Origin of the sequence: Kitasatospora griseola (assembly GCF_014648555.1) — a bacterium.
Lineage (GTDB): Bacteria > Actinomycetota > Actinomycetes > Streptomycetales > Streptomycetaceae > Kitasatospora > Kitasatospora griseola.
Genome location: NZ_BMRI01000005.1, coordinates 314,968 through 335,367, shown reverse-complemented (window position 1 = coordinate 335,367; position 20,400 = coordinate 314,968). Strand labels below are relative to the sequence as shown.

Here is a 20,400-nt window from a genome sequence, read left to right as displayed (position 1 = left end):
CGTCGCCGACACCGCGTATCCGCTGCTGCTGCTCGCCATGACCGGATCGCCCACCCTCGCCGGGGCGTTCGGCGCCGTCCAGTTCGGCGCGTCCGTGCTGTTCGGCCTGCACGGCGGCGCCGTCGCCGACCGGCACGACAGGCGGCGGGTGCTGATCGTCGCCGACACCGTCCGCCTGCTCACCGCGCTCAGCGTGGCCGTCGCCCTGCTCGCCCACCGCCTCACCGTCCCGCACACCCTGCTGGCCGCCGCCGCCATCGGCGCCACCATGGCCTACGGCGGCCCCGCCCGGATGCTCGCGCTGCGCGCCGTCGTCCCGCCCGAGCAGCTGCGCCAGGCGCTGTCCCAGGACGAACTCCGGGTCAACGGCGCGGCCCTGGCCGGGCCCCCGCTGGCCGGCCTGCTGCTCGGCCTCGGCCGGGCCGTGCCGTTCCTCGCCACCGTGCTGGCCTCCGCGGCCGCGCTCGGCGCGTCGATCGCCGTCCGCTTCGACAGCGGGACGACCGACGGGACGGCGGACGGGACGACGGACGGCGGGAAGGAGAAGGGCGCGGTCTTCGCCGGACTGCGGTACCTGCTCACCGATCCCGCGCTGCGCGCCACCGTGCTGGTCACCGTCGCGCTCAACCTGGCCGGCTCCGCGATGCTGCTGGCCGTCATGGTGCTGCTGCGCGACCACGGCACCTCCGAGGCCGGCACCGGCCTCGCCCTCACCGGCGAAGCCGTCGGCGGCCTGCTCGGCGCCCCCCTCGTCACCCGCCTGCACCGCACCCTCGCCCCCGGCGTCCTGCTGCTCGCCGTCGCCTGGAGCGCCGCGCTGCTGTTCCTCGTCCCCGCCTTCGCCGTCGGCCCCGTGGTGGTGTTCGCCGCCCTCGCCGCGATGTCCCTCGGCGTGCCCGCGCTGCGCGTCATGCTCGACGTGCTGGTCTTCCAGCAGGTCCCGGAGGCGATGCGCGGCCGCGCCGTCGCCGCCACCATGACGCTGCTGATGGCCGGCCTGCCCGTCGGCACCATGACGGCCGGCCTGCTGCTCGACCACCTCCCCGCCACCACCGTCCTGCCCCTGCTCGCCGCGCTGCTCGCCGCCGGGCTGCTCCCGCTCACCCTCGGCCGCTCGCTGCGCGGCACGAGCTGGCCGAAGGCGTGAGCCGCCGGGGCCGGGACGGTGTCCGAGGGTTCAGTGCCCCGTGCTTCGGTGCCCGGTGCTTCAGTACCCGATGGTGAAGCGGCGCTGCACGTGGCGGGGCAGCTCGGCCTCGTCGACCAGGGCGACGGCGGCGTCCTCGGCGGAGATCCGGCTGAGCCCGTCGGCGTCCAGCACGGGCTGGTCGCCGCCGAGGCGGAAGCGGCCGGTGCGCTCGCCGGGGCCGATCTGCTCGGCGGGGCTGAAGTGGGACATGTCCGGCCCGCCCGGGGCGTCAGCCCTCCAGGCGGATCGAGGTGCGGGCCGACAGCGGGCCGCCGGCCGGGCCGGTCAGGTCGGCCTGGACCAGGTAGTTGCCGGGCTGGGCGGGCGTGGGGTCGGCGGTGGCGCACTGCGGCTTGGAGCGGCTGCGGTCCCAGCCGAAGGTCTCGGTGACGCCGCTGTTGCCGGCGATCTGCGCCCAGGCGTCGACCCGCTCCGGGATGCAGTCGGCGGACGACCAGATCCGCTCGTTGGTGCTGGAGGTGATGGTCAGCGCCGAGTGCTCGTGCGACAGGTTGACCCGGCAGCCGGAGCCCGAGGAGTTGCGGACGGTCAGCGCGAGGCGCGGCTTGTCCTTGGCGGCGAAGGAGTTCTGCGCCGGGGCCAGCTCCAGCGACAGCTGCGAGGTGGCGCAGACCGGGAGGGCCATCACCTCGGGCGTGTTGACAGCCGGCGAGGGGCCGGGTGTGGCGGTGCGCCCGCCGCCGCTGCCGCTGCCGCCGCCGTTCGAACCGGTGCCGCCGGTGCCCGAACCGCCGCCGGTGCCCGAGCCGCCGCCAGTGCCTGAGCCGCCGCCGGTGCCGCCGGTCACGTTCAGGTCGCCGGCCGTGCCGCCGGAACCCGAGCCCGAGCCGCCGCCGGGGCGGCTGGTGATGGCGGAGCCGCTGGGGGAGGCGCCGGGCGTGATGGACTGCGCGGGCGCGGGCAGCGGATTGGTGGTGTCGGCCGCCTTCTTCTGCTTCCCGTCCCCGCCGGTGCCGAAGGCGAGCCAGCCGACCAGCAGCAGGGCGACGGCGAGGACGGCGAGGACCACGACGCGCCGCCGCCAGTAGATCGAGGCGGGCAGCGGTCCGACGGGCTGGCGCAGAGAAGGCACGGGCAAACTCTACGAGACCTTGTGCATCTGTTGACGCATCAACACCGCAGCAGGGGCACTTCTTTCACATGATCCGCCATTTGCTCCGTCAGAGGGACTCGACACGACGGTGCGCCGCCCTATAGTCGCCCTCATGGCCTCCCCGCACGACTCCGCTCCCGCGACCCTCGACCCCGCGCAGCTGATCGCCGAGGCGCGCCGGGCGTTCTTCACCATGTTCGGCTTCCTCTGCCTGATCTGGGCCGTGCAACTGGCGAACTGGGCGACGGACGAGCAGCTCGCCCTGCAGCACGGCATCGTCTCGCGCCAGGCGAGCAGCCTGCCGGACCTGCTGACCGCGCCGTTCCTGCACCTGAACTGGCAGCACCTGGAAGGCAATTCGGGCCCGCTGTTCGTGTTCGGCTTCCTCGCCGCCTACCGCGGCGTGCGCAAGTTCCTCGGCCTGACGGCGCTGCTGGTGGTGACCAGCGGCATGGCGGTCTGGCTGTTCGAGCGGGACCACGTGGTGACGGTCGGCGCCAGCGGCGTGATCTTCGGCTACTTCGGCTACGTGGTGCTGCGCGGCCTGTTCGACCGCAACCTGATCGACTCGCTGATCGGCCTGGTGATGGGCGCGTCCTTCGCGTACCTGCTGACCACGGCGATACCCGGCACCCCCGGAGTGTCCTGGCTGGGGCACCTCGGCGGCCTGGTCGGCGGCCTGGCCGGCGCCTGGATCTTCCGCACCCGCGGCCCGAAGCGGACGGCGACCGCCGCCGCAGACCCCGAGCCGTCCGCGTCCCCGGCCGTGCTCGGCAGCAGTGGCGGGGCGTCGGCCAGCCCGCGCGCGGACCTGCTGAAGGAGCTTGACGACCTGGGGCTTTAAGCCCGCACGGCACCTCGTGGCAGGATCGGGGTGCCATGGTTGCCACTGCTTCGACTCCCGCCCCCGCCGCCGTCCAGGCGCTGCACACCACTGTCATCGGCTGGTACGAGGCCAACGCCCGCGATCTGCCCTGGCGGACCCCGGACGCCTCGCCCTGGGCGGTGATGGTCAGCGAGTTCATGCTCCAGCAGACGCCCGTGAAGCGGGTGCTGCCCGCCTACGCGGCCTGGCTGGAGCGCTGGCCCACCCCCGCCGCCCTGGCCGCGGACGCACCCGGCGAGGCGGTGCGGATGTGGGGCCGGCTCGGCTACCCGCGCCGCGCGCTGCGGCTGCACGCGGCGGCCACCGCGATCACCGAGCAGCACGACGGCGTCGTCCCGGACGACCACGCGGCGCTGCTGGCGCTGCCCGGGGTCGGCGAGTACACGGCGGCCGCGGTCGCCTCGTTCGCGTTCCGGCAGCGCCACGCGGTGCTGGACACCAACGTGCGCCGGGTGTTCGCCCGCGCCGTCACCGGCGTCGAGTACCCGGCGAACGCCACCACCGCCGCCGAGCGCCGCACCGCGCACGAGCTGCTCCCGGCCGGTGACGAGCGGGCCGCGACCTGGGCGGTCGCCGTGATGGAGCTGGGCGCCCTGGTGTGCACCGCGCGCGGCCCCGAGTGCGGCGCCTGCCCGCTGTTCGCCGAGTGCGCCTGGCAGCGGGCCGGCTGCCCGCCGTACCAGGGCCCGGCCCGGCGCGGCCAGACCTACGAGGGCACCGACCGGCAGGTCCGCGGCAAGCTGCTGGCGGTGCTGCGGGACGCGCACGGCCTGGTCACCCAGGGCCAGCTGGACGTGGTGTGGCCGGACGCGATCCAGCGCGCCCGGGCGCTGGACGGCCTGGTCGCCGACGGCCTGGTGGAACCCGTCGGACCGGGCACCTACCGGCTGCCCCAGTAACGCGCAGCGGCCCGGGACCGTCCGGTCCCGGGCCGCTGCGCGTTGCGGGGGCGATCGTCAGATCGCGCCTTCCAGCGCGGCCTCGGCCTTGGCCTCGGCGGCGTCCGCGCCACCGCGCAGCTTGACCTCGCGCAGGAACAGCGAGGCGACGACGGCGACCAGGCTGATCACCGCGCCCCACAGGAAGACGGTGTGCATGCCGTTGGAGATGCCGTGCTGGTAGGCGCTCAGCACGTCGGCCGGCAGCTTGCTCAGGGTGGCCGGGTTCATCGCCGACATGCCCTCGCCGCCGCCACCGCTCTGCTGCATGTGCTGCAGGACCTCCGGCGGGAGCTTCTCGACGCTCTTGTTGACCTGGTTGATGTACAGGGTGCCGAACAGGGCCACGCCGAAGGAGCCGCCGATGGTGCGGAACAGGGTGGCGGAGGACGAGGCGACGCCCATGTCCTTCATCTCCACGCTGTTCTGCGCGACCAGCATGGTGACCTGCATCAGGAAGCCCATGCCGGCGCCGAGCACCACCATGTAGCAGGACGAGGCGAAGCTGGAGGTGTCCACGGACAGGGTGGACAGCAGCAGCGAGCCGCCGCCCATCACCACGGTGCCGATGATCGGGTAGATCCGGTACTTGCCGGTCTTGGTGATGGCCTGGCCGACCACCAGCGAGATCACCAGCATGCCGAACATCATCGGCATCAGCAGCAGGCCGGAGTTGGTCGCCGAGGCGCCCTGGACGATCTGCTGGTAGGTGGGCAGGAAGGTGACCGCGCCGAACATCGCGAAACCGACGATGAAGCCGATGATCGAGACCATGGTGAAGTTCCGGTTGCGGAACAGCCCCAGCGGGATGATCGGCTCGGCGACCCGCTGCTCGACGTAGCAGAAGCCGATCACCGAGGCGACGGACAGCGCGCCCAGGCCGAGGATCTGCTTGGAGCCCCAGGCGTACTCGTGGCCGCCCCAGGTGGTGATCAGGACCATCGAGACGATGCCGATGGTGAGCAGCGCCGCACCGAGGTAGTCGATCTTGGCGTTGGAGCGGATCTTGGGCAGCTTCAGCACCACGACGATGAAGGCCAGCGCGATCGCGCCCAGCGGCAGGTTGACGTAGAACGTCCAGCGCCAGTTCAGGTGGTCGGTGATGAAGCCGCCGATCAGCGGGCCGCCGATGGTGGCCAGCGCCATGACGGCGGCGAACATGCCCTGGTACTTGCCGCGGTCGCGGGGCAGCACCAGCGCGCCCATGATCGACATCACGCCGACCATCAGGCCGCCGGCGCCCAGGCCCTGGACGGCGCGGAAGGCGATCAGCTGGTCCATCGACTGCGACATGCCGGACAGCGCCGAGCCGAGCAGGAAGATCGCGATCGAGACCAGGAACGAGCCCTTGCGGCCGTAGAGGTCGCCGACCTTGCCCCAGATCGGGGTTGAGGCGGCGGTGGCCAGGGTGTAGGCCGTGACCACCCAGGACATGTGCTCGGCGCCGTTCAGCTCGCCGACGATGGTGGGCATCGCGGTGCCGACGATCAGGTTGTCGAGCATGGCGAGCAGCATGGTGATCACCAGGCCGATCATCACCAGGCGCACCTCGCGGTGCGGCCGCTGCTCGAATCCGCCGTCGTCGGCCTTGCCGAGCTCGACCGGCGGCTCCTCCGGAGCCGCCTCGGACTGCTGGGTTGTCATGGTGCGTCTCTCCCGGGGCGCAGTGCCGCGGTGCTGCCCGCGACGGTACTTACTTGACGACCGGCTAGTTAATTGCCGTTCGGCACGGTAAGTTGTTCCCTAGCCGGTCGTCAAGCCAGTTTCGATGGAGCCCCTCTGGGCAGGGAGAATGCGAACAAGAACCGGACCTTGACATCCGTCCGCACCGCTTCACGAGGCAGGCCGCCAGCGATGACCACTCCCCAGAGCCCCCGTAGCGACACCCGAGCGCGGATCATCGACGTGGCACTGGAGTTGTTCGCCGAGCACGGTTACGAGAAGACCTCGCTGCGCGAGATCGCCGACCGCCTCGGCGTCACCAAGGCCGCCCTGTACTACCACTTCAAGACCAAGGACGACATCGTCCGCGGCATCGTCGAGAAGATGGCCGCCCCGCTGGACGACGCCATCGCGTTCGGCGAGGGCAAGGACTGGTCGCCCGAACTGCGCGACGAGCTGCTCCGCCGGTTCGCCGCCGGCATGGGCGAGCGGGCGCCGCTGCTGCGCTTCTTCCACGAGAACCAGCCCGCGCTGCGGGAGTCCGCGGCCGGGCTGGCGTTCAAGGAGCGGATGATCAAGATGATCACCCTGCTGCACGGGCCGGAGCCGAGCTTCCGCGACAAGCTGCGCGCCACCGTCGCGCTGACCTCCATGCACTCGGCGATGTTCCTGCTCAAGGCCGACCTGTGCGAGCCCGGCCGGGAACCGGTCGCCTGCGCGACGGGCGTCAGCGCGGACGAGGCGATGGAGGCGGCCCTGGAGGTCGCCCTGGAGGTCGCCGCACACATCGAGCCGCCCGCGCACTGACGCGGACGGCTCGGGGGTCCCTTGCGAAGGGGGCGGGGCGGCGGATCAGAAGTTGTTCGCGCCGTGGCCCTTCAGGTAACCGATCGGGTCGATCACCTTCGCGTACTGGTTGGCGGTGCGGATCTCGAAGTGCAGGTGCGGGCCGGTCGAGTTGCCGGTGTTGCCGGACTTGCCGATCCGGTCGCCCGCGTTCACGTGCTGGCCGGCCTTCACCTCCAGCTGCGACAGGTGCGCGTACTGGGCGTAGCGGCCGTCGGACAGCTTCAGCACGACCTGGTTGCCGTAGGCGCCGGCCCAGCCGGACGACACCACGGTCGAGTTGCCGACCGCCATCAGCGGGGTGCCCACGGAGACCGCGAAGTCGGTGCCGGTGTGGTAGCCGGCCGCGTACGACGGGTTGGTCTTGTGGTACGGGTTGCTGATCGACGCGCCCGGGGCGGGGGAGGACCAGTCCGGGTTGACCGGAGCGGGAGCGGGAGCGGGAGCAGGGGCCGGGGCGGGCTCCGGCGCGGGAGCGGGCGCGGGAGCCGGCTCGGGCGCGGGGGCGGGCTGCTCGGCCGGGGCAGCCGGCTGCTCGTTCTGCTGCGGCTGGTCCCGGTGCTCGTCGGCGGCGTGCTCGTCGGCCGGGTGCTGGTCCGCGGCGTGCTCGTCGGCCGGGTGCTGGTCCGCGGCGTGCCCGTCCACCGGGTTCGTCAGCTGCTCCAGGTTGGCGGCGACGACGGCCAGCGGGCTGGTGGTGTCGGCCTGGTGCGTCTCGGGCTCGGACAGCTGCAGCTCGCCCGGCTGGACGTCCGCGGCGGCGAACGGGGAGTCGCCCAGGGCGGCCGGCTGGGCCTGCGCGGCGACGGCGTGCCCGCCGGGGATCAGCATGGCGCCGAAGGCGACCACGGCGGCGCCGGTGGCGAGTGTCTTGGCGGGGGTCCGGCGGGCCGGGGCCGCGGCGGCGGAGTCGGAGCCGGTGACGGTGTAGACGTGGCGGGTGCTGATCGCCTGGAGAATCCGGCGGCCGGTGGCGGGGAAAGAACGCATCGGGAGTCGGTACCTCACGGACGGGGCCAGAGCGGGGCCGAGCCGGGGGGCTCGCCGAACTGGGGGAACGACTCCGGTGTAAACGACCTCCCGGGGTGGGTCCAAAGGTGTGACGTACGACGACGGGTAGTGGGTGAAGCTCACGGAACAGCGGTCCGGAGCATCGGACAGAACGGTACATCGAGGCGTAAACCTCCTACTTCCGGTCGTAGGTCGCCGGAGGCCTGTGACCATCGCCACCGGGAAGCGGCCGGTTTGAGTCCGAAGCGGCCCGGGTAGAACCGGCCTCCGAACCAGCTGCACCGTCCGATCCACCCAGCCGTCGGAGATGATCAGCTGATGAACGACATTCCGGAGCAGGACCGCCGCTTCACCGCCCGCCGCCAGGCCGAGCGCCTGCTGTCCGGCGGCCGCCCGCAGACCGTCCGCGAATCGCTCGCCGAACTCGCGGCGCTGGCCGACGGCCCCTACCCGCTGGACGAGCCCACCGACCGGTACGGCGACGGCATCGTGCGCACCCTGGAACGCCGCACCGCCGACCTGCTCGGCAAGCCCGACGCCGCCTGGTTCCCCACCGGCACGATGGCCCAGCAGGCCGCCCTCAAGACCTGGGCCGACACCCACGGCCCGGTGGTCGCGATGCACCCGCTCGCCCACCCCGAGGTCCACGAACGCCGCGCCCACCAGGTGCTCAGCGGCCTGCGGTCGGTCCCCCAGGCCACCGGCCCGCAGCAGCCCACCGCCGCGCAGCTGGCCGCCCTGGACGAGCCGTTCGACGTGCTGATGCTGGAGCTCCCGCTGCGCGACGCCGGCTTCCTGCTGCCCAGCTGGGAGGAGCTGTCCGCGCTGTACGACTTCGCCGCCGACCGCGGCCTGCCGGTCCACCTGGACGGTGCGCGGCTGTGGGAGTCCGCCCCGCATCTGGGCCGGAACCTGCCGGAGATCTGCGCCCGCGCCGGGTCGGTGTACGTCTCCTGCTACAAGTCGCTGGGCGGCCACAGCGGCGCGCTGGTCGCCGGCGAAGAAGAGTTCGTCCGCCGGATCAAGGTCTGGCGGCACCGCTACGGCGGCCGGATCTGGCAGCAGTGGCCCGCCGTGCTGTCCGCGCTGGCCGGCCTGGACCGCGAACTGCCCCGGCTGCCCGACTACGTGGCGCACGCCAAGGTGGTCGCCGCCGCGCTCGCCGGGACCCCGGGCGCCCGGATCAACCCGGAGCCGCCGCACACCCACCAGTTCCAGCTCTGGCTCCCGTACCCGGCCGAGCAGCTGATCGAGGCCGGCCACCGGCAGGCCGAGGAGCAGGGCGTGTCGCTGTTCGGCGGCTGGTGGGAGCCCGGCCCGCAGCCCGGCGCGGCGATGACCGAGGTGACGGTGGCCGCCGACGCGCTGGAGTGGAGCGCCGAGGACGTCACCGAGGCGATGACGGCCTTCCTCGCCCTGCTCTGAGCGACCGCGGCGGGAAACGGAGCAGGGCCCCGACGGTTCGGAAACCGTCGGGGCCCTGCCGTTCAGCCGTGCTCAGGCAAGCGTCACTTGGCGTGCTTGACCTGGATCAGGGCCTCAAGCTGGTTGTTCGACTGCCACAGCACCTCGATCTGGGTACCGGTGTTCGGCACCTGGACGCTGCTGTACGGGTTCGACTTGTCCCAGTAGGTGTTCTTGCGGTCGTTGAAGACCGTCACGCCACGCTCGCTGGGGACCTTGGTGAGCGCGTCGGCCTTGTGCAGCTGCAGGCCGGTGGTGCGCTCGAAGCGGAAGGTGGAGTCGTACGCCTGGAAGCGCGGACGCATCAGGGAGCCGTCGTTCCACTTCAGCGGGGTCGGGTGGGCGTCGATCGGGAGGATCAGGCCCTGGCCCGGGTGGTTGGCCACGTTGTTGTCCGACTGCGAGGAGTCCCACAGCCAGATCAGGACGCCGTTCTGGTTGGCGTAGTGCTCGACCCAGTCCGGGCGGGCGGCGGAACCGAAGTTGTACGGGCCGGTCTTCAGCGTGGAGTCGAAGGACACGTACTGGCGGTTCTCGACCAGGTAGTGCTGGTCGTAGTCCTTGTTGAACTTGCCGGAGATCCGGGAGAAGCCCGACGCGGTCCAGCCGTTGTCGCCGTTCTCCGCACCGTCGGTGAAGACGGTCGCACCGTTCGCGGTCACCGCGATCTCGTCCAGGGCGAGGCCCTTCAGGTGGACGCCCGGGTCGGTGGTGTTGTGGAAGCGGATCTGGATCGCCTTGCCGGCGTACGCGTCCAGCGGGAACGACAGGTCGCCCCAGCCGTTCGAGTTACCGGTGATGGAGTTCTCCGGCAGCGCCTTGCCGTTGAAGGTGCCGGCCAGCGAGGACCAGTTCTTGCCACCGTCGGCGGAGACCTCGGCGAACGCGAAGTCGTAGTCCTGCTCCAGGTCGAACCAGCCCTTGGCGGTGAGCGTGGCCGAGGTCTTCCCGGTGAGGTCGACGGCACGGGTCAGCGAGACGTTCAGGTTGTCGGCGCTGCCGCTCCACCACTCGTTGCCACCCGCGAACGGGGTGTTGATCTCGGTGGTGACGGTCTTCGCCGGCAGGTCGACGACCAGACCCTGCTTGCGCTTGTTGTTGTACTCGGCCGGGCCGAGCAGGGTGGTGGTGGTCCGACCCGCCTTGGCGGTGTCGTAGTCCAGCCAGCCCAGCTTCAGCTTCGACCAGATGTCCAGGTCGTTCGGCATGTCGCCGATCTCGTTGCGGCCCTCGCCCAGCCAGGAGCCCGAGGACATCAGGGACCAGAAGCCGACCGAGTTGTCGATGCCGGTGCCCGAGGTGTCGTACAGGTCCGGCAGGCCCAGGTCGTGGCCGTACTCGTGGGCGAACACGCCCAGGCCGCCGTTCTCCGGCTGCATGGTGTAGTCGCCGACCCACAGGCCGGTGGCGCCGATCGGGGTGCCGCCGAGCTTGTTGTTGTCCGGGCCGGTCTTGCCGGCCTGGTTGGCGTACACGTACGAGCGGTGCGCCCACAGGGCGTTGGTGCCCTGGACGCCGCCGCCGGCCGACTGGTCCTCACCGGCGTGGACGATCTGGAAGTGGTCCAGGTAGCCGTCCGGCTCGTTGAAGTTGCCGTTGCCGTTGAAGTCGTAGCGGTCCCACTGGTCGTACTGCGCCAGGTCGGCCTTGATGTCCGCGTCGGAGCGGCCCTTGGCCTTCTGGTCGGCGACCCAGGCGTTGATGCCGTCGCGGATCAGGTCCTGCGCGTTGGCGCAGACGTGCTGGCCGCAGTAGTCCGAGCCGTAGCGGGCCTCGTTCCACGGAACGCGGACCCAGTCGGTGACCAGACCGTCGACCGAGTAGCGGCCCGAGGACTGCTTCTCGTAGTAGGTCTTCAGCGACGGCTTGTTCGGCGCGAAGTACAGGTCCTGGTAGTGGGCCTGGTTGTAGTCCGCCTGCCAGGCAGTGGAGTTGTCCTTGGTGCGGTCCGGGGCGGCGATCTGGTTGCGCGCGGGGCCGGGGGTGCCGCCGTACTTGACCTTGCCGTCGGGGGTCGTGGTGGTGTTGTCCACCTGGTCGCCGAAGTCGACCAGGATGGTGAAGATCCGGTCGGTGCGCTCGCGCGACAGCTCGACGTACTTGTCACGGCCGAGCTTGACCGAGGAGCCGTTGCCGTGCTTCTCGACCTGGGCGGTGCCGTTGACCAGCTGCTCTATCGCGGCCTTCTGCTCGGCCTCGACCTTGTCGGCCAGCGGGCTCTGCAGCTCGCGCGGCACGCTGTCGTTCTGAATGGCGTCGGCCGGGTCCGTCACGGCCGGGGTCGCCGGTGCGGCGGTGGCGATACCGGGCAGCATACCGACGCCAAGCGCGGCGCTGACCGCGATGGCGGCGGAGGCCGCGGCGACCTTCTTGGTCATCTTCAAGGTGGGACGTCCTCCCCTTACCGGTGCGGCGGTGGCCGAGCCGGTGAACCAATGCGAGACAGGTGGACGACATTTGACCCAAGGTCGGGTAAAAAAGAAAGACCTTGACCCTGGCATGGCCACGCCGCTATGCTCCGCCAACTCAAATGATCTGACGATCCGTCAATCTACCTACGGTGCCTGGCATGGCGGGGTCGGTCGCACTCGCACCGCGCCGGAGCCCACCCGTTCGGCCGTCCGCCCCTTGGGATTCACAGCGCACGGAAACCTAAACAGTTTTTCAACTGAAAACCCGAACGCCGAAAAGCCGCCGCCCCCGACCTGATCAGGTCGGGGGCGGCGGCTTGGAACGCGCTTTGTGGCTCTATTACTTCGTCAGATCCGGACCGGTCGCCGTGACCGCCGCCGGGGTGTCCGCCACCGGGGACTTCTCCTCGCCGCGGAAGGTGAACTTGGCAGCCTTGCCCTCGCCCTCCACGCCGACGACCACGATGTGGCCGGCCCGCAGCTCACCGAACAGGATCTTCTCGGACAGGTGGTCCTCGATCTCCCGCTGGATCGTGCGGCGCAGCGGACGGGCGCCCAGGATCGGGTCGTAGCCGCGCTTCGCCAGCAGGCTCTTGGCCTCCGCGCTGAGCTCGATGGCCATGTCGCGGTCCTTCATCCGCTGGTCCACCTTCGCGATCATCAGGTCGACGATCTCGATGATGTTCGCCTCCGACAGCTGGTGGAACACCACGATGTCGTCGACACGGTTCAGGAACTCGGGGCGGAAGTGCTGCTTGAGCTCCTCGCCGACCTTCGCCTTCATCCGCTCGTAGCCGGTCTGGACGTCACCCGTGGCCGCGAAGCCCAGGTTGAAGCCCTTGGAGATGTCCCGGGTGCCGAGGTTGGTGGTCATGATGATGACCGTGTTCTTGAAGTCCACGACCCGGCCCTGGGAGTCGGTCAGGCGACCGTCCTCCAGGATCTGCAGCAGCGAGTTGAAGATGTCCGGGTGGGCCTTCTCGACCTCGTCGAACAGCACCACCGAGAACGGCTTGCGGCGCACCTTCTCGGTGAGCTGGCCGCCCTCCTCGTAACCCACGTATCCGGGCGGGGAGCCGAACAGCCGCGACACGGTGTGCTTCTCCGAGAACTCGGACATGTCGAGCGCGATCAGCGCGTCCTCGTCCCCGAACAGGAACTCCGCCAGGGTCTTGGACAGCTCGGTCTTACCGACACCCGAGGGGCCGGCGAAGATGAACGAACCACCGGGGCGCTTCGGGTCCTTCAGACCGGCGCGGGTACGGCGGATCGCCTGGGAGAGCGCCTTGATGGCGTCCTCCTGGCCGATGACCCGCTTGTGGAGCTCGTCCTCCATGCGCAGCAGACGCGAGGACTCCTCCTCGGTCAGCTTGAAGACCGGGATGCCGGTGGCGGTGGCCAGGACCTCGGCGATGAGCTCCTCGTCCACCTCGGCCACGACGTCCATGTCGCCGGCCTTCCACTCCTTCTCCCGCTTGGCCTTCGCCTGGAGCAGCTGCTTCTCGTTGTCGCGCAGCGACGCGGCCTTCTCGAAGTCCTGCGCGTCGATCGCGGACTCCTTCTCCCGACGCACCTCGGCGATCTTCTCGTCGAACTCGCGCAGGTCCGGCGGCGCGGTCATCCGGCGGATGCGCATCCGGGAACCGGCCTCGTCGATCAGGTCGATCGCCTTGTCCGGCAGGAAGCGGTCCGAGATGTACCGGTCGGCCAGGGTGGCGGCGGCGACCAGGGCGGCGTCGGTGATCGAGACGCGGTGGTGCGCCTCGTACCGGTCGCGCAGGCCCTTGAGGATCTCGATGGTGTGCGGGAGCGACGGCTCGGCGACCTGGATCGGCTGGAAGCGGCGCTCCAGCGCGGCGTCCTTCTCCAGATGCTTGCGGTACTCGTCCAGCGTGGTGGCGCCGATGGTCTGCAGCTCACCGCGGGCCAGCATCGGCTTCAGGATGGAGGCGGCGTCGATCGCGCCCTCGGCGGCGCCCGCGCCGACCAGGGTGTGCAGCTCGTCGATGAACAGGATGATGTCGCCGCGGGTGCGGATCTCCTTGAGGACCTTCTTCAGGCGCTCCTCGAAGTCACCGCGGTAGCGCGAACCGGCGACCAGGGCGCCGAGGTCCAGCGTGTAGAGCTGCTTGTCCTTCAGCGTCTCCGGGACCTCGCCCTTGACGATCGCCTGGGCCAGGCCCTCGACGACCGCGGTCTTGCCGACGCCGGGCTCGCCGATCAGCACCGGGTTGTTCTTGGTGCGGCGGGACAGCACCTGCATGACCCGCTCGATCTCCTTCTCGCGCCCGATCACCGGGTCGAGCTTGGCCTCGCGGGCGGCCTGCGTCAGGTTGCGGCCGAACTGGTCGAGCACCAGGGAGGTGGACGGGGTGCCCTCGGCGGGGCCGCCGGCCGTGGCCGACTCCTTGCCGCCGCTGGTCTGGTAGCCGGAGAGCAGCTGGATGACCTGCTGGCGCACCCGGTTCAGGTCGGCCCCGAGCTTCACCAGGACCTGGGCGGCGACGCCCTCGCCCTCGCGGATCAGGCCGAGCAGGATGTGCTCGGTGCCGATGTAGTTGTGGCCGAGCTGAAGGGCCTCGCGGAGCGACAGCTCCAGCACCTTCTTCGCCCGGGGGGTGAAGGGGATGTGACCGGACGGGGCCTGCTGGCCCTGGCCGATGATCTCCTCGACCTGCTGGCGGACCGCCTCGAGCGAGATGCCGAGGCTCTCCAGCGCCTTGGCGGCGACACCCTCGCCCTCGTGGATCAGGCCCAGGAGGATGTGCTCGGTGCCGATGTAGTTGTGGTTGAGCATCCGGGCTTCTTCCTGTGCCAGGACGACAACCCGCCGCGCGCGGTCGGTGAACCTCTCGAACATCGTTAATCGCTCCTCAGAGCGGTCGGTCAGTTCGGGGGCCGTCCCCGCCCTGTCCTTCCGCATGCTAGTCCCGCTCAGCGGCGCGGCTACGGAACTCCCACCGGAGCGGGAGAAACATGCTGCGCGACCAGCCGACACCTTTCCCAACCTGATGCTGGGAGACGGTGTTCCCAGCGGCGGGCCCGATGCACCGGATACCGCTACGCCAACGGCGAACACGAACCGGTGGAACCGGTGGACCGGCCCCGTGCAGTGCTGCGGCCGGGCTCCTACGACCCCGTCCACCTGCATTCATACCCGGTTGCGCGGCGGGTTTCGCGCGGTTTCCGGTGGGCGCTTGTTCGCCTGGCGAGAAGTCGGCCGACCGGGCACCCGGAGTGACGGGCCGTCAAGTCGGCCGCGCGTGACGTACCGCCGCATGGTGGACGGCCGTGGCAGCGTCGCTCACTCCAGCGTTGCACAGGTCGTGACCAGTTCGCCGCCGGCCGCCGCCTGCCCGGGGGAGGCGTCGGCCGGCCGGCGCGGGGCGGATCGCCGACCGGCTGCGGGCCGGTGCCGGGCGGCCCCTGTGGGACCTGCTCCCGCCCGACCCGCTCTGCCTGCTGGACGCCCTCACGGGCGCCTGTGCGCGGGCGCGTCCGGGCCTGCCGCCCGCCCGCCCGCGGTGGTTCCGCGAGGGCTCAGGAGGCGTGTGCCTTCTCGTACGCCTCGCGCACGTTGCTCGGGACGCGGCCGCGGTCGTTGACCGGGTGGCCGTTCTCCTTCGCCCAAATGCGGATCTTGGCGGTGTCGGCCTGTCCGGCGGAAGCGGAACGACCGGCGCCCCGGGTGCCGCCGCCGCGCCGCGGGGCGGTCAGTCGACCGCTCTGCTTGCGGCCCTTCTCGACGTACGGGGCCAGCAGACCGCGGAGCTTCTCCGCGTTGTCGCTCTTCAGGTCGATCTCATAGGCCACGCCGTCCAGGGCGAACGTCACCGTCTCGTCCGCGGAGCCGCCGTCGAGATCGTCTTCCAGAATGACCTGAACCCTCTGTGCCACGGGCTTCCCTTTCCGCGATAACGATCCATTGCCTAGTGAAAGGAAAGCGCCTTTTCCCGGAAAACACAAACCCCTGTGCCGCCCGTCGTGGCCGCAGCGGCGCATCAGAGGTGCAGTAGCATGCGCGAGTTGCCCAACGTGTTCGGCTTCACCCGCTCCAGGTCGAGGAACTCGGCGACGCCTTCGTCGTACGAGCGCAGAAGTTCTTCATAGACTTCTGTGGCCACGGCTGCCGGGTCTGCCGTACGATCGTCGTTTTCGCCGATCTCGACGAAGCCGTGTTTCGAGAAGAACGGCACCTCGAACGTCAGGCAGAAAATCCGACGTACGCCGAGCCAGCGCGCCGTCTCCAGCAGCTTGTCCAGCAGCTGGTGGCCGATGCCGAGGCCTTTGCAGACCGGGTCGACCGCGAGGGTGCGCACCTCGGCCAGGTCCTCCCACATCACGTGCAGCGCGCCGCAGGCCACCACGCGGCTGTCCTCGTCGCGTTCGGCGACCCAGAACTCCTGGACGGATTCGAACAGGGTGACGGTCGGCTTGTCGAGCAGAATGCCGTCCCGCGAGTACGTGTCAATGAGTCGGCGAACGGCGCGCACGTCGGTGGTCCGCGCACGGCGGATGGTGACCTCCATGCCGTGGAACGTTATCGTGCCTCGGGCGCGCGGGTCTCCTCGGTATCGGCGCCGGCCACTCGCAGCGCGTCGCGCAGCCACTCGCGCTGTTCCGGCGACATCATCCCGAAGAAGTGCACCAGCGCCGCGGCCGGATTGTCACTCGTCGCCCAGGCGTCGTTCATCAGCGCGGCGGTGTAAGCCTCGCGTGAGGAGACCGGCTCATATCGGTATGCGCGCCCGGCGCGCTCCCGGCGCACCCAGCCCTTTCGATAGAGCTTGTCGAGCACCGTCATCACGGTCGTGTACGCGATTTCACGTTCTGAACGCAGATCCTGCAGAACCTCTCGAACAGTGACCGGGCGGTTCCACTGCCACACCCGGGTCATGATGTCGTTCTCGAGTTCTCCGAGTTGCCGCACCATAGTGCGGACCAGGATAGGCCGGAATCGGACAAAGACCGGCAAATACTGAAAAGACCGGCGCGCCGCTCCCCGAAAGGGGGAACGACGCGCCGGTCTGCGGTCGGACTATTCGGCCGTGGAACGGGTCGCCATCGCCTCGGCGGCGGCGTCCTCCTTGGCCTTCTGGGCGCCGCCCTGGCTGCGGATGATGGCCCGCACCAGGAAGGCGAAACCGATCGCCATGACCAGGGGCGGCACGATCGCGCTGACGTACTCCATGGGGCTACTCCTCGGTGTCCTCGTCGGCCTCGGCGCCGGCTGCCTTCGCCGCTTCTTCGATCTTCTCCGCCTTCTGGGGCTTCACCAGCGGGAACAGCACCGTCTCGCGGATGTTCTTGCCGGTCAGCAGCATGATCAGGCGGTCCACGCCGAGGCCGAGGCCGCCGGTGGGCGGCATCGCGTACTCCAGGGCGCGCAGGAAGTCCTCGTCCAGCTGCATCGCCTCGACGTCGCCGCCGGAGGCCAGCAGCGACTGCGCGGTCAGGCGGGCGCGCTGCTCGACCGGGTCGATCAGCTCGGAGTAGGCGGTGCCGATCTCGGTGCCGAAGATCACCAGGTCCCACTTCTCCGCGACGCCCTCGATCGAGCGGTGCCGGCGGGTCAGCGGGGACACCTCGGTCGGGTAGTCCTTGATGAAGGTCGGCTTGATCGCGTGGTGCTCCAGCAGGCGCTCGACCATCTCCAGGACGATCTGGCCGTGGCCCCACTCCTTCTCGTACGGGATGCCGGCCTCGTCGGCGAGCTTGCGCAGCTCGTCCACCGAGGTGGCCGGGGTGACCTCGGTGCCCAGGTGGGCGGAGATGCCCGGGTAGACCGAGACCTCCTGCCAGGGCTCGGCGAGGTCGATCTCGTGCTCGGCGCCGTCCGGGCCGAGGCCCTTGACCACGGTGGTGCCCAGCGCGTCCCGCGCGGCGTTCACGATGGTCGCCCGGATCAGCTCGGCCTGGGTGTCGTAGTCGCCGTAGGCCTCGTACGACTCCAGCGAGGTGAACTCCGGGTTGTGGGTGGAGTCCGCGCCCTCGTTGCGGAAGTTCCGGTTGATCTCGAAGACCTTCTCGGCGCCGCCGACCACCAGCCGCTTGAGGTACAGCTCCGGGGCGATGCGCAGGAACAGGTCGATGTCGTACGCGTTGATGTGCGTGGTGAACGGACGGGCGTTGGCGCCGCCGTGCACCGGCTGCAGCATCGGGGTCTCGACCTCGAGGTAGCCGCGCTCCTCGTAGGTGCGGCGGATCGAGCGGACGACCTTGCTGCGCAGGTGCAGGATCTCGCGCGCCTCGGGGTTCACGATCAGGTCGACGTAGCGCTGGCGGACCCGGGCCTCCGGGTCGGTCAGGCCCTTGTGCTTGTCCGGCAGCGGACGCAGGCACTTGGCGGTGAGCTCCCAGCGGTCCACCATCACGCTCAGCTCGCCGCGGCGGGAGGTGATCACCTCGCCCTCGACGCCGACCTGGTCGCCGAGGTCGATGTCGGCCTTCCAGGCGGCCAGCCGCTCCTCGCCCAGCTTGTCCAGGGACAGCATCACCTGGAGGTCGCCGGAGCCGTCGCGCAGCGTGGCGAAGCAGAGCTTGCCGCCGGTGCGGGCCAGGATCACCCGGCCGGTGATGCCCGCCCGCTCGCCGGTCGCGGTGTCCGGCGCCAGGTCGGGGTGCTTGTCCCGCAGCTCGGCGATGGTCGAGGTACGGGGGAAACCGACCGGGTACGGGTCGATGCCGGCGGCCCGCAGCCGGTCCAGCTTCTCGCGCCGGACGCGCATCTGCTCGGGAAGGTCGTCGGTCGCGGGGAGAGTGCTCTGATCGCTCACCCCACCAGGGTAGCCAGGCTCACGGGCTGTTCCGCCACGGGATATCGCGCCGGGCGGCCCCCGGGCCCGGCGACGCCGGACCCCCGGGCCGCCGACCGGGCGGCCCGGGGGCTCCTGACATCGCGTCAGCCGTGCATGCCGCGCCGGCGGCGGGCCACCACGGCGATCACGCCGCCGCCCAGCACGATGGCGCCCACGCCCAGGCCGACCATGGTGCCGGTGCCCTCGCTGCCGGTGAACGCCAGGCCGCCGCCGCTGCCCGCACCCGCGGTGCTGCTGCCGGTGGCGGTCGGGGTCGCGCCGGTGCTCGGGGCGGTGCCGGCGCCGGAGCCGTTCCCGGTGGGCGCGGTGGACTGCCCGCCGGCCGGCTGGGTGGCCGGAGCGCTCGGGGTGGCGGTCACGGCGGTGGAGCCGAGCGTCACGGAGACCGTGTTGTTGGCGTTCTCGGTGTCGTACGGCAGCGCCTCGACCTTGCTCTCGTACGCGCCCTGCTCGGTGGTCAGCGCGATGACGGCCTTCGGGCCGGCGGCCGGGTCGGAGACCGCGAGCGGCAGGTCGAAGGTCCGGTCCGCGCCGTTGAGCAGCCACATCGGGAGGCTGCAGGCGACGACGTTCGGGCGCTCCTCGCGGACGCCGCAGCCGTCGGGCAGCTTGCCGGAGACGGTGACGCCGGACGGCAGCGTCACCAGGGCGGAGGCGATGGAGTTGCCGCTGCGCAGGTACGCGACCGAGGCCGGTCCGCCGTTGTGCACGGTGACCGCCAGGGTGCCCTTCCGGCCGCCGTCGGCCGGGGTCCAGGTGCCGCGGGCGGAGAAGTCCGCGTTGGTGGTGACGCGGTACTGGACGATCGCCGAGTTCCGCGCCTGCGGGCCGACGTTCGGCGGGCCGGGCTTGGCGGCGGGGTTCTCCGGGAGGCCGGCGGTGAGCCGCGGGCCGGTGTTGGAGGCGGGCGTGAACGTGTACCCGCCGCGCACGTACTTGAGGTCGTCGTTGACCCCGGAGGAGACGACGAAGTCGATGTCCGGGTACAGCGCGTCGGAGCCGACCACGGCCTCGATCGGGTCGACGGTGACCGTCTGGCCCGGCTTGACCGAGGTGTTGATGGTGCAGATGGCCGCCTGGGTGTCCTTGAACACCTCGTTCTTCTCGCCGCCCGCGTAGGTGCCGTACGAGCAGTTGGCGTAGTGCTGCTTGAAGGTCAGACCCGGCGAGAGCTGGGCCCCGACCACCAGCTGGCCGCTCTCCAGGGTGCCGTTGTTGGTCACCCGGAGCGGCTGCTTGACGACCGCGCCGGGCTTGCCGGCGTCGACCGGCTGGTTGCCCAGGTTCTGGTCGAGCTCCAGCTTCGGGCCGCCGGCGTACACCGCGATGTCGGCGGCGGGGCCGGTCGGGCCGCCCGCCCAGCCCTGGCTGATCCTCAGGTGGCCGACCTGGCCCTGCGGCGCGCCCTTGACGGCGGTCAGCGTCGGGTTGAACTGGCTGCCGAAGCTGGTGGAATTCGGCCAGGAGTGCACGGTGAACGTGCAGGTGGACACCTGACCGGTGGTGTTGCACTTGGTGCCCCAGCCGGTGCCCCAGCCGGGGTTGAGCGCGAAGCTCGCGATGCCGGCCAGGCCGGTCGCGTCGTACGTCACGACGAGTTCCCGCGAGGCGTTCGCGGCGATCGGGCCGGACGAGCCGACCGTCAGCTCCACCGGGGTGGCGTCGCCGGTGGCGGGCGCGGCCGGGAGCGTGAAGGCGGACGGGACGTCGAGCCGGAGCTCGTCCGCGGCGTGCGCGGGAGCCGAGGTAAGGGCCAGGATGGCGGCGGCGGCCAGCGGTGCGCCGATGGCGGCCGGGCGCGTGATGCGCGAGTTGCCCACGGTGATCCTTCGATCTTTCGGATGCGATCGACCCAGACCATAGGGTGGTTTTCGGACATCGGAGCAGTGTGATTTCGGACAGTTCGGGACGCGGCGGCCGCTTTCGCCCGCACCCGTTACCGAATCTTGATCGCCGTTCCTCCGCCAACGCCCCACGATGTCGACACATCTCCACGAGTCGGTGCGTGAGAAGCCCGGAGCCCCCGGGGGTCCGCAGGTGCGGATCCCCGGGGGCTCCGGG

The 20,400-nt window shown here is 70.8% G+C and carries 15 protein-coding genes and 2 pseudogenes; 5 read left to right on the top strand and 12 right to left on the bottom strand.

The genetic code is table 11. The annotated features are described in order from the left end of the window. On the top strand, positions 1-1,147 hold a 1,147-nt coding region (locus IEZ12_RS09420), incomplete at its 5' end, for an MFS transporter (RefSeq protein WP_229847362.1). 60 nt (positions 1,148-1,207) lie between these two features. On the opposite strand, the pseudogene IEZ12_RS09415 reads toward IEZ12_RS09420, so the two are convergent. After that, positions 1,208-1,396, bottom strand: a pseudogene (locus IEZ12_RS09415) (NAD(P)-dependent oxidoreductase); the annotation flags it as partial. Between the two features lie 22 nt (positions 1,397-1,418). Then, positions 1,419-2,282 carry a hypothetical protein gene (locus tag IEZ12_RS09410; protein ID WP_189271572.1) on the bottom strand — a complete coding sequence of 288 codons (864 nt, stop codon included), beginning with the start codon at positions 2,280-2,282 and terminating at the stop codon, positions 1,419-1,421. 133 nt (positions 2,283-2,415) lie between these two features. Here IEZ12_RS09410 and IEZ12_RS09405 point away from each other — a divergent pair, with 133 nt between their 5' ends. Both IEZ12_RS09405 and IEZ12_RS09400 read left to right on the top strand, forming a co-directional pair. Beyond that, positions 2,416-3,147, top strand: a complete 732-nt coding sequence (locus IEZ12_RS09405) for a rhomboid family intramembrane serine protease (protein WP_189271571.1) — start codon at positions 2,416-2,418, stop codon at positions 3,145-3,147. Positions 3,148-3,182: 35 nt separating this feature from the next. After that, entirely contained in the window at positions 3,183-4,088 is a 906-nt protein-coding gene (locus tag IEZ12_RS09400) for an HhH-GPD family protein (protein ID WP_189271570.1), read from the top strand. A gap of 57 nt (positions 4,089-4,145) precedes the next feature. On the opposite strand, the gene IEZ12_RS09395 is transcribed toward IEZ12_RS09400, so the two are convergent. After that, positions 4,146-5,771 carry an MDR family MFS transporter gene (locus IEZ12_RS09395; protein ID WP_189271569.1) on the bottom strand — a complete coding sequence of 542 codons (1,626 nt, stop codon included), beginning with the start codon at positions 5,769-5,771 and terminating at the stop codon, positions 4,146-4,148. Between the two features lie 210 nt (positions 5,772-5,981). Here IEZ12_RS09395 and IEZ12_RS09390 point away from each other — a divergent pair, with 210 nt between their 5' ends. Further along, positions 5,982-6,596 carry a TetR/AcrR family transcriptional regulator gene (locus IEZ12_RS09390; protein ID WP_189271568.1) on the top strand — a complete coding sequence of 205 codons (615 nt, stop codon included), beginning with the start codon at positions 5,982-5,984 and terminating at the stop codon, positions 6,594-6,596. Between the two features lie 45 nt (positions 6,597-6,641). Here IEZ12_RS09390 and IEZ12_RS38050 read toward each other — a convergent pair whose 3' ends face one another. Then, positions 6,642-7,625 carry a M23 family metallopeptidase gene (locus IEZ12_RS38050; RefSeq protein ID WP_229847361.1) on the bottom strand — a complete coding sequence of 328 codons (984 nt, stop codon included), beginning with the start codon at positions 7,623-7,625 and terminating at the stop codon, positions 6,642-6,644. A gap of 339 nt (positions 7,626-7,964) precedes the next feature. Between IEZ12_RS38050 and IEZ12_RS09380 the strand changes: the two genes are divergently transcribed. After that, positions 7,965-9,071 (top strand): threonine aldolase family protein, encoded by a 1,107-nt coding sequence (locus IEZ12_RS09380; protein WP_189271567.1) that lies wholly within the window; start codon positions 7,965-7,967, stop codon positions 9,069-9,071. A gap of 83 nt (positions 9,072-9,154) precedes the next feature. Here IEZ12_RS09380 and IEZ12_RS09375 read toward each other — a convergent pair whose 3' ends face one another. The 8 genes and pseudogenes from IEZ12_RS09375 to IEZ12_RS09340 all read right to left on the bottom strand — a co-directional run bounded on the left by IEZ12_RS09375 (position 9,155) and on the right by IEZ12_RS09340 (position 20,159). Next, complete coding sequence (locus IEZ12_RS09375) at positions 9,155-11,488, bottom strand: immune inhibitor A domain-containing protein (RefSeq protein WP_189271611.1); 2,334 nt, start codon at positions 11,486-11,488, stop codon at positions 9,155-9,157. Between the two features lie 373 nt (positions 11,489-11,861). After that, positions 11,862-14,381 (bottom strand): ATP-dependent Clp protease ATP-binding subunit, encoded by a 2,520-nt coding sequence (locus tag IEZ12_RS09370; protein ID WP_189271566.1) that lies wholly within the window; start codon positions 14,379-14,381, stop codon positions 11,862-11,864. 680 nt (positions 14,382-15,061) lie between these two features. Continuing rightward, the gene (locus tag IEZ12_RS09365) at positions 15,062-15,418 is read right to left on the bottom strand and encodes a histone-like nucleoid-structuring protein Lsr2 (RefSeq protein ID WP_043914848.1); all 357 of its coding nucleotides are present in this window, start codon (positions 15,416-15,418) and stop codon (positions 15,062-15,064) included. Positions 15,419-15,522: 104 nt separating this feature from the next. Then, the gene (locus IEZ12_RS09360; protein WP_043914847.1) at positions 15,523-16,050 is read right to left on the bottom strand and encodes an amino-acid N-acetyltransferase; all 528 of its coding nucleotides are present in this window, start codon (positions 16,048-16,050) and stop codon (positions 15,523-15,525) included. Positions 16,051-16,061: 11 nt separating this feature from the next. Further along, on the bottom strand, positions 16,062-16,454 hold the full coding sequence (locus IEZ12_RS09355) for a BlaI/MecI/CopY family transcriptional regulator (protein WP_100588343.1): 393 nt from the start codon (positions 16,452-16,454) through the stop codon (positions 16,062-16,064). Between the two features lie 105 nt (positions 16,455-16,559). After that, positions 16,560-16,712 (bottom strand): hypothetical protein, encoded by a 153-nt coding sequence (locus tag IEZ12_RS09350; protein WP_043914843.1) that lies wholly within the window; start codon positions 16,710-16,712, stop codon positions 16,560-16,562. Between the two features lie 79 nt (positions 16,713-16,791). Further along, positions 16,792-18,282: pseudogene (lysX, locus tag IEZ12_RS09345) on the bottom strand (bifunctional lysylphosphatidylglycerol synthetase/lysine--tRNA ligase LysX); the annotation flags it as partial. 140 nt (positions 18,283-18,422) lie between these two features. Continuing rightward, on the bottom strand, positions 18,423-20,159 hold the full coding sequence (locus tag IEZ12_RS09340) for a hypothetical protein (RefSeq protein WP_189271564.1): 1,737 nt from the start codon (positions 20,157-20,159) through the stop codon (positions 18,423-18,425). Between the last annotated feature and the right edge of the window lie 241 nt (positions 20,160-20,400).